Origin of the sequence: Bacillus sp. FSL K6-0073 (genome assembly GCF_038006085.1) — a bacterium.
Classification (GTDB): Bacteria; Bacillota; Bacilli; order Bacillales; family Bacillaceae_G; genus Bacillus_A; species Bacillus_A cereus.
Map to the genome: position 1 here is coordinate 1,745,425 of NZ_JBBOUN010000001.1, position 11,985 is coordinate 1,757,409.

Consider the following 11,985-nt stretch of genomic DNA (forward strand, 5'->3'; position numbering starts at 1 on the left):
TTATCATTTTCAATGATCGTAGAAAGGAGTTTTTTAAAAGATGAGTAGTCAACTCCGTTTTGCTGTTGAAAATCGTAAGAGGCATTTAATTGATGAGTTAATTGGAGCAGGTGTGTTTAAGATTCGCGACCGACAATTATACGAGCTGTCTTTAGAGGAATTGGAAAAAGAGTACGAAGATATGGAAGATTATGCAAATATTCAGGCGTAGCTATATAGATTAGTAAAAGGAGAGCTGGTTACGATTTTGTGTAACCAGCTCTCTTTTTATTTCGTAGAAATTATTTTTTGTATTTCTTTCATGGGACGGAGCCAGTTTTGGGTCATTATTTGTTCCATTTGTTTTTCGTCCTGCTTCTGTAATGCTTGAATGATAGAGTGATGTTCTTCAATAGATTGACTTGCTGGAACAAAGTTTTGGAAAAACAAATATTCAAGACGTAAAACGTGAAGTTGCATATTTTCTAGAAAGGGTTCAATATATTGGTTTTTAGCAATAGAAGAAATTGTATTGTGGAATTGTATATCTAATTCTAAAGCTTGTTTTGCGTTTTTTTTCTCTATAGATTGCTGAAAATGCTCATTTATTTCAGAAAGTAGTTGAATATCAGCGTCTGTAATGTTTTGAAGAGCTTGCTTTCCTATAATAGAGTGAAGACCAGCCATCGTTTCATAAATGATAGATACGTCGTCTAACTTAATAGGAGCAATTTTCGTTTTTTGCCCTGGTACCATTTCCACTAATCCAGAAAGCTCTAATATTTGAAGTGCTTCTCTTACAGGTGTTCTGCTTACTCCTAGTGCCTCAGCCAATTCCCCATCATTAATTTTTTCATTGGGCTTCAGTACACCTTCAATAATCCAATTTTGTAGTTGATTTAAAACGAGTGATTTTGCTGAAACTCTTCCTGGTTTTTTATAATTTTGAGGGACAGGCATAGTGAATTCAATCCTTTCATTGTATATTTTCCTTTTTTGCATGAACAAGCTTTAATTTTTGTTTCCCTTCATCCGGCTTTTGGCTTAAGATGAGCACCATTACAATGACACAAAAAGCGCCTAATAACTGAAAAGATTGAAATGGCACTTGCAATATAAGTACAGAAGAAATAATAGCTGCGAGTGGTTCTGTGCAACCAAATAATGTTGTTTCTTTCGGAGTCAGGTATCGTATGCTGTCTAAGTATAAATAAAAGGCAATAAGTGTCCCGAAAATGACGACAAATGTGATGAGCGGTAGGGTACTTAGTTTTACATATTTCATAGTTGATAATAAAATGAATTCGTTTGTAGAAATAAAGTGTACAATCGTTACACCAATACCCCCAATAATCATGCCCCATCCAACGATAACGGAGGAAGACCATTTTTCTAACAATTCCTTTGAATATAAACTATAAAAAGCGAGAGATAATCCAGATAAAATCCCCCAAATAATAGCTGGTGTAGAAACAGCCAAGTTATGGACAGACCCGTTTGTTAGTAAGAGAAAAGTGCCTACTAATGAAAGGGTAATTGAAATGAAATCAATTTTTGATGGACGAACGTTCCATTTGAAAAGTAAGTATACAGTGATGAATATAGGAGCTAAATATTGTAATAATGTTGCCACGGCAGCATTTCCTTCTTTAATTGAAGCGAAATACGTATACTGTACAGCAAGCATACCGAATAGACCAAACAAAATCATTTTAATAGCATCAGATTTTTGTTTCCAAATGCTAAATATCTCTTTTTTTCTCGTTCCGAATGAGGAAATAATGAGCAAAATAATTCCAGATATAAGTAAACGGATCGTAACTAACCATTCGGTTGAAACATTGTCATATTGAAAAAGTTGTTGTGCAGCTGTACCAGACAAGCCCCATAAACAAGCACCGATTATGACCATTATAATTCCTTTTAATCGATTTGAATCCATATGATCTAAAATTCTCCTTTCTAAAAATACAAATTGAATACAATATGCAATATATCACAGAATGACGTGTTAATAAACTGAAATTTCTAATTTGTTTTTTATGTATAGTAAAATATTGTAGAGGAGGGGGAGTATATGTTAGCTGGATTTTTAGTTTGTTTATTTGTTGGGTTACTTATCATTTTTTTAGGGTATCAAATACATGTGAAAAAGAGGTTGTTTTTGTTAGCAGGATATCAAGAAGAAACGTTTGTTGGAGATAAAAATAAATTAGCGAAGCTTTCAGGAGCATTTTCTTATATAGTTGGAGTTGCTACTATAATATTACCGCTTGGCTTAGAAAAAATAGGTAATGTAGTTGGTATCGTATATGCTATATTAATTGTTTTAGGTACAATTGTATTCATAATTAAAGCAAACCTATTAAATAAGAGTGCTATAAAGTAAAAAGGCTTCATTCTACTGAAGCCTTTTATTAATTGTTATGAAGTATAAGTAAAAGCCGGGATAGGATCAATAAATGTATTCCAGTTTTGTTGCATTTCTTTTTCTGTTAATAAACAATCATCTAATGATTGTTCAATTAAAGAACAGTTCATATCAATTCCGATAAATACGAGTTCGGTTATTCGATCTCCATATTGTTTATCCCAGTTTTTCAATACTTCTGGTTCTTCTGTAATCATTTGATTTTTTTCAGTTTCAGGTAATGCCGCTATCCATTCACCGGCTCCTTGAATTGTAATAGAGGAGCCTGCTTGAGATAGAAGCCCTATCATATTATTACGAGATGCCAACCAGAAGAATCCTTTCGCTCTTACAACATCTAAAGGCCATTTTTCTAGCCAATTCATAAGGCGCTCGGGATGGAAAGGATATTTGCGGCGGTAAACAAAAGAAGTGATACCATATTCTTCTGTTTCCGGTGTATGATGATCACTGTTTAATTCTTGTATCCAGCCGGCCGATTGACTAGCTTCTTCATAATTAAATAGATTTGTGTTTAAAATTTCTTGTAATGGTACTTTGCTAAACGAAGATTCAAGAACTTTTGCATTAGGATTTAATTTTTTTAGTAAATGATGAAGCTCTATCACATCTTCTTTTTCTAGCAAATCTATCTTATTAAGAATAATTACGTTTGCAAACTCAATTTGATCTATTAATAAATCAATAACTTCTCGGGTATCATTCTCATCGATTGCTTGTTTTCGGTCTAATAAACTTTCTCCATCTGCAAAATCATCCCAAAATCTATTTGCATCTACAACTGTAACCATCGTATCGAGGCGACAATTTTTCGTTAAATCAATGGTAAGAACTTCGTCTGTATAAGTAAACGTTTGAGCAACTGGAATAGGCTCACTTATACCAGAAGATTCAATAATAATATAGTCAATATCACCATTTTCCACAAGACGATTCACTTCTATCATTAAATCTTCTCGTAGTGTACAACAAATACAGCCATTTTGAATTTCTACTAGTTTTTCCTCCGTACGTGAAAAACCACCCTTTTTTATAAGAGATGCATCAATGTTTACTTCGCTCATATCATTAACGATAACAGCTACTTTTAAGTTATTCTTATTAGTCAAAATGTGATGTAGTAAGGTAGTTTTTCCAGATCCTAAAAAACCACTTAATACAGTGATAGGTACTTTTTTCATGAAATGATCTCTCCTTTAAATCGTAATGATTACGTTTTATATTAAACGATAGGAAAAGAAAAATCAACAATAAATCATAATGATTACGATTTAAGAATAGAAATAGACTATAAAATTTGTGCTGTAGTATGAAGGATTTGGACAAGCACATGTTTACATATAAATAAAATGGAGGCGAGAAGCTTGGTCTTTAATAGAGTTTCAAAAGAATTAGTAGGCATAGCTCTTATCGCTATGTTTCTCTTTTTATTATTTTTTGTAGATTTTACAAGTCTAGTAAATTTGCACAAAAATATACCGCAGGAATGGCTGAATGTGAATACGGTATTTTTAAGTATCATTTTTGAAGCAATACCTTTTATTTTATTAGGGGTAATTGTTTCTTCATTTATTCAAGTGTTTGTGACGGAAGATATGATTCAAAAAGTAATGCCGAAATCTCCAATTGTTGCAATGATTCCAGCAGTATTTGTGGGAGTTCTTTTTCCAATGTGTGAATGTGTCATTATACCAATTGTAAGAAGGCTCATTCAAAAGGGGTTACCACTTCATGTAGGCATTGTTATTTTACTGAGTGCACCCATTATGAATCCAGTCGTTTTTTTATCTACTGTATATGCGTTTCAAAAAAATGATTACGTTGTATATGCACGTTTTGGGATAACAATTCTAGTTGCTCTATTCATAGGTCTAATTGTGTATTATTGCTATCGCGAAAGAAATGTTTTAAAAGACGTAGAGGTTTCAGTTCAAACAAGCAAAAAAAAGAGTTGGAAAGATGTTATGAATCACACTGTAGATGAGTTTTTTGATACTGGTAAGTATTTATTGATTGGTGCTTTTTTAGCAAGTGTATTTCAAACGTTTTTTGATCGGAATGTACTGGATGCAGTAGCACATAACGAAGTAATTGCTCCCGTTATTATGATGGGGTTTGGTTATGTTTTATCAATTTGCTCTGCAGCCGATGCTTTTATAGCTGCGTCTTTTGGACATGTTTTCTCGGTAAAGGCACTTCTCGCATTTCTTGTGTTTGGGCCTATGCTTGATATGAAAAATACGTTAATGCTATTTGCGTATTTTCAAAAGAGATTTGTATTCTTTTTGATGGGAATTGTCATTGTATCTGTGTATACCATCGTGCAAATCATAATGTTATAGGAGGTGAGAAAGAATGGAGAAAGAGGAGCAGAAGGCATATCATCGCTATATTCGTGGCATTATTTTAATTGGTTTAGCAATGCTCTTATTTAAACTACTTGTAACAGGGAATATTTATAATTTTATCGCTCCAAAAATGATCAAATTTACGTATATAGCTTTTGTAGTAATTTTAATTTTTGGTATTGTACAAGTTTGGGGGGATGGAAGAGAAAAACAGCATGATTATAATTGTTGTAAACATCATACAACATCAAAATCAGGGATAAAAAGTTTCTTTGTATATGTTTTATTTGTTGTTCCGATAGTTAGTGCTTTTCTCTTTGGAAGTGTAACAATTGATGGAAGTTTAGCAGGAAAAAGGGGTATGAATCAAAGTGTACAGGCGAGAAGTCTGGAAAGAAACGAAAAAGAGGGGAAACAGGTTAAGTTTGATGAGCGAGAAGTATTAGTTGATTCAGAAGAAACATCAAATTTAGCAACGACTTATAAAACGGAAGAGCAAGTAGTAAAAAGTATGTTAGGACAGCGTAAACTACAAGTAAAGGATAAGGATTATGTTCAAACAATGAATGTAATTGGTCAAAATGTTAATTGGTTTAAAGGGAAAGAAATTACATTCTTAGGGTTTATATATAAGGATAAAGATGTGACGGGTAATAAAGCAGTAGTGGCTCGATATGGCATAACTTGTTGTATTGCGGATGCATCAGTCTGGGGGATGATTGTTACCGGGAAAAATATTGAAAAAATTCCAGAAGAAACATGGGTGAAAATAACAGGATTATTAGATGAAACGACATATAAAGGAACAGTTTTTCCACTTGTAAAAGTAAACAAAATCGAGAAAATTAATAAGCCAACTGACCCATATGTATATGATGCTTTACCTCAATAGAAAAGAATAAATTCTTCATATTTTCATGAAATAGAATCATAATCAAGGCGATAAAAAAATAAAGATAAGAGTAATTTGGTTTGTTAAAAATATGTGCAGAAGGAGTTATGCGATGAACTGGGTTACTCATAAACCATCATTTGAATTTGAAACATTTAGTCCTATTATTCGGTCACAATCTGCGTGGAGTGGACATTTAGATTTTGCATATGACTTAGTACGATTTGAAAAACCAGAAACTTTAGTTGAGTTAGGTACACATTTAGGAGCTTCCTTTTTTAGTTTTTGTCAGGGAGTAAAAGATGGAGGGTTATCGACTAAATGCTTTGCAGTAGATACTTGGGCTGGAGATGGGCATACAGGTCCATATGGAGAAGGGGTTTTTCAAATAGTAGAAAAAGTAGTGAGCGATAACTACCTTAATATAGGAAATTTAATTCGATCTACTTTTGATGATGCTGTAGACCGGTTTCAAGATGAAACGATAAATCTTTTGCATATTGATGGCTATCATACGTATGAAGCTGTTTCTCACGATTATAATACATGGCTACCGAAAGTCGCGAAAAACGGTATTGTATTATTTCATGATATTGAAGTTAGAAGTAGTGATTTCGGCGTATATAAGTTTTGGGATGAGGTAAAAGCGAAGTACCCTCATTTTCAATTTGCGCATTCATATGGACTGGGAGTGTTATTTCCGAAGGGTTGTAGTGATAAGTTTGAGGAAATACTTAAAAATAAAGAAGAAATACAAAATATGTATAAATAAAGATAGGGCATGCATCATTTTAATGATGTGTGTCCTATTTTTGTGTGGAAAATAATAGTGTGAATTAAAAAGTGAAGATAGTTGTAAAAAGTTTTATTGCAGCAAATATTAAAAAAGTTAGTATGGGATTGTTCCTTGTAAATAAAGTGAAGCTTTAATACGTTCATATCAATTCGGAATTTTACAGTAGTTAATTTCTTACCTAAGTGCTTTGTACTTACTGAATTTTAAGGCGGGGGTCTTATTGGCCGAAAATATCGGGATAAATAAAAATACAACATTTTTTATATTTTTCATTGCGAAAAACGTAATCTACTTTTACAATAGAAAGGGTTGTGAATATATTATACTGGAAAAATAAATCGAAATAATATGAAAATTTTGTTTTGTCTTCGCTAATTGTATATTACATACATGTAAGACGACATACGTCATGTTATCGACTTGTAAGGAGAGAAAAAAATGAAAAGTGTAAGATTACCATCGATGCTAGAAATCATAGTTCTTTTATTACTATTTCTTGCTGTTGTCTTTTCCTTCCAAACGATTTTTGATCTCCCAATTCAATTAGCGCTATTTATTTCATGGTTTTTAGTAATTGCGCTTGGATTAAGATTAGGATTTCGTTATCAAGAATTGCAAGATGCAATTACGAAAGGGATTTCTAACGGATTAGAAGCGATACTGATTTTAGTTGCAGTAGGTGCTTTAATTGGAACATGGATTGCTGGTGGGGTAGTACCAACATTAATCTATTATGGATTAGAATTTATTCACCCTAGCATATTCCTATTAGCAACATTAATTATTTGTTCTATAACTTCTATCGCAACAGGAACGTCTTGGGGAACAGTGGGAACAGCAGGTATTGCTATGATGGCGATTGGTGAAGGCCTTGGTTTACCACTTCCGCTTGTTGCTGGTGCAGTTCTTTCAGGAGCTTATTTCGGCGACAAATTATCACCACTTTCTGATAGCACAGTTCTTGCAGCTTCTATGGCGAAAGTAGATGTTATTGCTCACGTTCGAGCTATGCTCGTATTAGATGTTCCAGCTTATATTATTACTAGTATTATGTTTACTGTAGCTGGTTGGATGTATGGCGGCGATAATGTAGATTTGAATCGAGTAGAATTTTTAAAAGAAGCTTTATTAAAGCAATTTGATATTAAAATATGGATGCTTGTTCCGGCGGTCATTGTTATCGTTCTATTAGCGATGAAGAAACCGTCTATGCCAACAATTGCAATGGGAGCTTTAATTGGTGCAATTTGGGCAACCCTTTTCCAAGGGATGAACTTTGGAGAGGCGATTGGAACAGCTTATAACGGATTCTCAATTCAATCTGGTGTTGAGTTTGTTGACAAGTTATTAAACCGTGGTGGAATTAACGGCATGCTTGGCTCAGTAGCCGTTATTATTTTCGGTTTAGGATTTGGTGGATTACTTGAAAAACTAGGTGTTTTAAAAGTAATCGTATCAAAATTTGAGAAGAAATTAAATTCTGCAGGTAATGTAACATTGTCTACATTAATCGTGGCATTCTTAGCTAATATATTTGGTTGTGCGATGTATGTATCACTAATTTTAACACCAAAAATTATGGAAGATAGCTATGATAAATTAAAAATAGACCGTCGTGTATTAGCGCGTAACTCAGAAGTAGGTGGAACGTTAACTTCAGGTATGGTTCCATGGTCTGATAATGGTATTTTTATGGCTGGTATTTTAGGTGTAGCAACGTTCTCATACGTTCCGTTTATGTGGTTAAGCTTCGTATCGTTAATTTTAGCAGTTATTTACGGATATACAGGCAAATTCATCTGGTATGTAGATGATGCAGATAAAGGAAAGCAAGCATCATAAAATAAAAATCACCTTCTACAATATGTAGAAGGTGATTTTTTTATTTTTTAATAGCATTTGCTGAAGTTATTTCATTCTCATATTTAGCAATTTTTTGTTGTATCTTTTTTAAGTTTTTTTCAGTGTCTTGAATGAGCTGTAAGACATTGGTCTCCTGTTGTTTCATTAATTCTAACCTTTGAAGGATGGTAGATTCTCCTTCCATAGACCAGTCGATAAATTGTTTTATTTTTTGAATTGGCATACCAGTGTTTTTTAAACACAAAATCATCTCTAAATATTTCAGTGCTTCTTCATCAAAAACTCGATCTCCTTTTTCGTTTCTTTGCAGAAAAGGGAACAGTCCTTGTTTATCGTAATAACGTATTTGAGAAATTGTTAAGTGTTGCATCTTGGCGACTTGTCCAATTGTATAATACATATCATTCATCCTTTTATTACCAAGGTATAATGCCATCTTTATTTAGTATTTTGCCATTATAGTTTGTTTCACTTAATGCATATTTAATAATAATTTTAGCACTTTCAGTGGTTGTATGGCCACCGGGGGAATTTCCATTAAGATCCGTAGTTGTAAAACCAGGAGTTACCCCAAATACTTCTGGACCGTTAGTAGCAAATTCTTTACTAAAAGCTAATGTTAAAGCATTAATAGCTGTTTTTGAAGAATTATATCCTAGTGTATTAATTGGATGTGTTTCACCATTAGAAAACATTGTTAGTGAGGCCATATCAGTTGTTACATTTATTATTTTACTGTTGCTTGAATTCTTTAATAATGGTAAAAAGGCTTGCATCATTTGGAAAGTTCCAAAAAAATTAACTTCAAATCCTTGGCGTAAAGTTTCAATATTTAATTCACTAGGTAGCATATTGAAGTCTAGCGCTATGCCTGCATTATTAATTAATAAATGTAAGTGATCAGTCGTTTCGTAAATTTTCTTTGTTGCTTCTTGAATGGATTGTGAATTTGAAATATCTACTTGAATATAGGAAACGTTTGAAACATTTAAAGATTCTACGGCTTGTTGTCCAAGTTGTTCATTACGAGCACCTAAAAATACGTGATAATCTTTTTCTGCTAATTGACGAACAAGTTCATATCCAATTCCTTTATTCGCACCTGTTATAAAAGCATATTTTTTCATATTGAATTCCTCCAGTAATGTTATAGTAGGTTACAATGGAAAGGATACAGCCTAAACTTAAGTTTAGGTCAAGAGGAATTTTTTTAAATAAATATAGAATATCTATATTTAAGAGTGAGAATTCTTATCATTTAAGAGGAAGTCTGTTATTATAAGAGATGTAGGTATTATATTTTCAAGGGGATGAAAACATGGAGTACAGAATTGAAAGAGATACATTAGGAGAAATAAAAGTTCCAGCTGATAAATTATGGGCAGCACAAACACAACGTAGTAAAGAAAACTTTCCAATTGGAACAGAGCAAATGCCGCTTGAAATTGTAAAAGCATTTGCAATTTTAAAGAAGAGTGCAGCGCTTAGCAATCAAAAATTAGGAAAGCTATCAGAAGAAAAAGCAGAAGCAATTGTAGAAGCTGCTGACGAAGTGATTGCAGGGAAATGGAATGAACATTTTCCGCTTGTCGTATGGCAAACAGGTAGTGGTACACAGTCAAATATGAATGTGAATGAAGTAATTGCAAATCGTGGGAATCAAATTTTGAAAGAGAAGGGATCTGACGTACATATTCATCCGAATGATGATGTGAACATGTCACAAAGTTCAAATGATACATTTCCAACGGCGCTTCATGTAGCTTGTGTAATCGCAGTAGAAAATCGCGTATTACCAGCGATTACGAAATTAAAAGAAACTTTAGCAGAAAAAGTAACTGCATTTGAACATATTATAAAAATTGGTCGTACACATTTACAAGATGCAACGCCGTTAACTTTAGGGCAAGAAATTAGCGGATGGCACCGTATGCTTGAAAAAACAGAGCGTATGATTGCAGAGAGCAATACATATATGAAAGAGTTAGCAATTGGTGGAACTGCGGTTGGAACAGGTATTAATGCTCATCCTAAATTTGGTGAGATGGTATCAGAGGAAATTAGTCAATTTACAGGTAAACAATTTGTTTCTGCACCAAATAAGTTCCATGCATTAACGAGCCATGATGAAGTTGTATATACTCACGGTGCATTAAAAGCATTAGCTGCGGATCTAATGAAGATCGCTAACGATGTACGTTGGCTTGCAAGTGGTCCACGTAGTGGTCTTGGAGAAATTATTATTCCAGCAAATGAACCGGGAAGCTCTATTATGCCAGGTAAAGTAAATCCAACGCAAAGTGAAGCGTTAACGATGGTTGTAGCGCAAGTAATGGGGAATGATGCAACAATCGGATTTGCTGCGAGCCAAGGTAACTTTGAGTTAAATGTATTTAAACCTGTTATTGCTTATAACTTCTTACAATCAGCTCACTTATTAGCGGATGCAATTGTTTCGTTTAATGACAATTGTGCAGTTGGTATTGAAGCAGATGAAGAAGTAATTAATGAAAATGTGAATCGCTCACTAATGCTTGTAACAGCGCTAAACCCACATATCGGATATGAAAATGCAGCGAAAATTGCGAAGCATGCTCATAAAGAAGGATTAACTTTAAAAGAAGCAGCATTGCAATCTGGGCTACTAACAGAAGAGCAATTTGATGAAATTGTAGATCCAAAGAAAATGATTGCTCCAAAAGAGTAATAGAAAAAGCCAAGGTTCTGAGTATAGAATCTTGGCTTTTTTGATGTTCATTTTTAAGTTTCATCTACTTGCAATAATGCAAGCTTCAAAATATATTATTTGTTAGCAGGCGTATTCATTACTTTCATCTGTGGGCAGTTCTCTTTTAAGAGTGAAATGAATTTTTCTTCTTCTAGTGGTACGAAAGAGGTCACTGAGTCAAATAAATTGTAATGTATTTCTAATTGTTGCCTAGTCCATTTTTTTGAACGAAGTTTTTTGCCAGAGTGCTTAATATGGCGAATGTCTTTAAATGGGATTTCAGTACGAAGTATGAAACCGTGTTTTACAACAAGAGATGATTCCGTTACGTTGTAGTGAGAGAAATAGAATGAAGAAAGATTCACGATATTTAGCAGCATCATGAGAGTGAAAAAAATAGAATTTTCATTTTGAAAGAATAACGAAACGAAAAAAATAATTATAAATAATGTAATGAAAATGACGTGGAATGGATTTTTTTTCGCTTTAAATTTCAAGTTAGTCACCTCGGTATACTTGTTCTGTAACTAAATTAAATCATAACATTGTGATAAAACGTGTGAATATGCAGAATTGCATATTCACACGTTTTATTATTCATGTAAAATTTCTTGATGGGATAAATTCAAAAGAAGTTTTGTAATAGTGGAGTGGCATAAAGTGACTTACAAGAATAGAAAGATAGCGTTAGTCATAATTAGTTGTATGATGATTATGAGTAGTTGTGCTAATAAATTTGTTGAAGATAGAAATCGAAAGCATACATTTGTACAAGCAAGTAAGGTTTTAGTAGAGACTGTAAATAGAATATATAAAGTGAAACGTTAATTAGTGGGAGGCTTACTGCCCGGTAAATAGCGGGATAAAAAGTAAAAGGTGTTTTCTTATACGGAAACATCTTTTTTGTAGTTAAAATTGAATACTGAAGTTTTGGAATGAGTGAATACC

The 11,985-nt window shown here is 33.3% G+C and carries 14 protein-coding genes; 8 read left to right on the forward strand and 6 right to left on the reverse strand.

Annotated features, from left to right (window positions below; genetic code table 11):
- The first annotated feature begins 40 nt into the window (after positions 1-40).
- Positions 41-211 carry a Fur-regulated basic protein FbpA gene (gene fbpA, locus MHB52_RS09235; protein WP_000098302.1) on the forward strand — a complete coding sequence of 57 codons (171 nt, stop codon included), beginning with the start codon at positions 41-43 and terminating at the stop codon, positions 209-211.
- Between the two features lie 56 nt (positions 212-267).
- Here the strand turns inward: fbpA and MHB52_RS09240 are convergent, their stop codons facing one another.
- Both MHB52_RS09240 and MHB52_RS09245 read right to left on the reverse strand, forming a co-directional pair.
- Positions 268-939, reverse strand: a complete 672-nt coding sequence (locus MHB52_RS09240; RefSeq protein WP_001145065.1) for a GntR family transcriptional regulator — start codon at positions 937-939, stop codon at positions 268-270.
- 16 nt (positions 940-955) lie between these two features.
- Positions 956-1,921 carry a DMT family transporter gene (locus MHB52_RS09245; protein ID WP_000378087.1) on the reverse strand — a complete coding sequence of 322 codons (966 nt, stop codon included), beginning with the start codon at positions 1,919-1,921 and terminating at the stop codon, positions 956-958.
- A gap of 135 nt (positions 1,922-2,056) precedes the next feature.
- On the opposite strand from MHB52_RS09245, the gene MHB52_RS09250 reads away from it, so the two are divergent.
- Positions 2,057-2,368, forward strand: a complete 312-nt coding sequence (locus tag MHB52_RS09250; protein ID WP_000879375.1) for a DUF3784 domain-containing protein — start codon at positions 2,057-2,059, stop codon at positions 2,366-2,368.
- Positions 2,369-2,403: 35 nt separating this feature from the next.
- Here the strand turns inward: MHB52_RS09250 and MHB52_RS09255 are convergent, their stop codons facing one another.
- Positions 2,404-3,591: a GTP-binding protein gene (locus MHB52_RS09255; RefSeq protein ID WP_000757681.1), complete on the reverse strand. Its 1,188-nt coding sequence runs from the start codon at positions 3,589-3,591 to the stop codon at positions 2,404-2,406.
- A gap of 168 nt (positions 3,592-3,759) precedes the next feature.
- Here MHB52_RS09255 and MHB52_RS09260 point away from each other — a divergent pair, with 168 nt between their 5' ends.
- The 4 genes from MHB52_RS09260 to nhaC all read left to right on the forward strand — a co-directional run bounded on the left by MHB52_RS09260 (position 3,760) and on the right by nhaC (position 8,288).
- A complete protein-coding gene (locus MHB52_RS09260; RefSeq protein WP_170962678.1) occupies positions 3,760-4,752 on the forward strand; it encodes a permease in 993 nt (330 codons plus the stop codon).
- 13 nt (positions 4,753-4,765) lie between these two features.
- Positions 4,766-5,650 carry a TIGR03943 family putative permease subunit gene (locus MHB52_RS09265; protein ID WP_000409938.1) on the forward strand — a complete coding sequence of 295 codons (885 nt, stop codon included), beginning with the start codon at positions 4,766-4,768 and terminating at the stop codon, positions 5,648-5,650.
- A 112-nt stretch (positions 5,651-5,762) separates the two neighbouring features.
- Entirely contained in the window at positions 5,763-6,422 is a 660-nt protein-coding gene (locus tag MHB52_RS09270) for a class I SAM-dependent methyltransferase (protein WP_001104673.1), read from the forward strand.
- A gap of 462 nt (positions 6,423-6,884) precedes the next feature.
- Positions 6,885-8,288, forward strand: a complete 1,404-nt coding sequence (gene nhaC, locus MHB52_RS09275; RefSeq protein WP_000843992.1) for a Na+/H+ antiporter NhaC — start codon at positions 6,885-6,887, stop codon at positions 8,286-8,288.
- A gap of 40 nt (positions 8,289-8,328) precedes the next feature.
- On the opposite strand, the gene MHB52_RS09280 is transcribed toward nhaC, so the two are convergent.
- Both MHB52_RS09280 and MHB52_RS09285 read right to left on the reverse strand, forming a co-directional pair.
- On the reverse strand, positions 8,329-8,709 hold the full coding sequence (locus MHB52_RS09280; protein ID WP_000291861.1) for a MerR family transcriptional regulator: 381 nt from the start codon (positions 8,707-8,709) through the stop codon (positions 8,329-8,331).
- A gap of 16 nt (positions 8,710-8,725) precedes the next feature.
- The gene (locus MHB52_RS09285; protein WP_016117541.1) at positions 8,726-9,436 is read right to left on the reverse strand and encodes an SDR family NAD(P)-dependent oxidoreductase; all 711 of its coding nucleotides are present in this window, start codon (positions 9,434-9,436) and stop codon (positions 8,726-8,728) included.
- Positions 9,437-9,627: 191 nt separating this feature from the next.
- Between MHB52_RS09285 and fumC the strand changes: the two genes are divergently transcribed.
- Positions 9,628-11,016, forward strand: coding sequence for a class II fumarate hydratase (fumC, locus tag MHB52_RS09290; RefSeq protein ID WP_061664437.1), 1,389 nt, complete (start codon positions 9,628-9,630; stop codon positions 11,014-11,016).
- A gap of 95 nt (positions 11,017-11,111) precedes the next feature.
- On the opposite strand, the gene MHB52_RS09295 is transcribed toward fumC, so the two are convergent.
- Positions 11,112-11,534 (reverse strand): PH domain-containing protein, encoded by a 423-nt coding sequence (locus tag MHB52_RS09295; protein ID WP_044796727.1) that lies wholly within the window; start codon positions 11,532-11,534, stop codon positions 11,112-11,114.
- A 163-nt stretch (positions 11,535-11,697) separates the two neighbouring features.
- Between MHB52_RS09295 and MHB52_RS09300 the strand changes: the two genes are divergently transcribed.
- Positions 11,698-11,865, forward strand: a complete 168-nt coding sequence (locus tag MHB52_RS09300; protein ID WP_000221433.1) for a hypothetical protein — start codon at positions 11,698-11,700, stop codon at positions 11,863-11,865.
- Positions 11,866-11,985: the final 120 nt, after the last annotated feature.

Excerpts from the sequence above, each read along its gene's own strand:
- fbpA (WP_000098302.1), top strand. The coding sequence starts at position 41 with ATGAGTAGTCAACTCCGTTTTGCTGTTGAAAATCGTAAGAGGCATTTA.
- MHB52_RS09240 (WP_001145065.1), bottom strand. The coding sequence starts at position 939 with ATGCCTGTCCCTCAAAATTATAAAAAACCAGGAAGAGTTTCAGCAAAA.
- MHB52_RS09245 (WP_000378087.1), bottom strand. The coding sequence starts at position 1,921 with ATGGATTCAAATCGATTAAAAGGAATTATAATGGTCATAATCGGTGCT.
- MHB52_RS09250 (WP_000879375.1), top strand. The coding sequence starts at position 2,057 with ATGTTAGCTGGATTTTTAGTTTGTTTATTTGTTGGGTTACTTATCATT.
- MHB52_RS09255 (WP_000757681.1), bottom strand. The coding sequence starts at position 3,591 with ATGAAAAAAGTACCTATCACTGTATTAAGTGGTTTTTTAGGATCTGGA.
- MHB52_RS09260 (WP_170962678.1), top strand. The coding sequence starts at position 3,760 with ATGGAGGCGAGAAGCTTGGTCTTTAATAGAGTTTCAAAAGAATTAGTA.
- MHB52_RS09265 (WP_000409938.1), top strand. The coding sequence starts at position 4,766 with ATGGAGAAAGAGGAGCAGAAGGCATATCATCGCTATATTCGTGGCATT.
- MHB52_RS09270 (WP_001104673.1), top strand. The coding sequence starts at position 5,763 with ATGAACTGGGTTACTCATAAACCATCATTTGAATTTGAAACATTTAGT.
- nhaC (WP_000843992.1), top strand. The coding sequence starts at position 6,885 with ATGAAAAGTGTAAGATTACCATCGATGCTAGAAATCATAGTTCTTTTA.
- MHB52_RS09280 (WP_000291861.1), bottom strand. The coding sequence starts at position 8,709 with ATGTATTATACAATTGGACAAGTCGCCAAGATGCAACACTTAACAATT.
- MHB52_RS09285 (WP_016117541.1), bottom strand. The coding sequence starts at position 9,436 with ATGAAAAAATATGCTTTTATAACAGGTGCGAATAAAGGAATTGGATAT.
- fumC (WP_061664437.1), top strand. The coding sequence starts at position 9,628 with ATGGAGTACAGAATTGAAAGAGATACATTAGGAGAAATAAAAGTTCCA.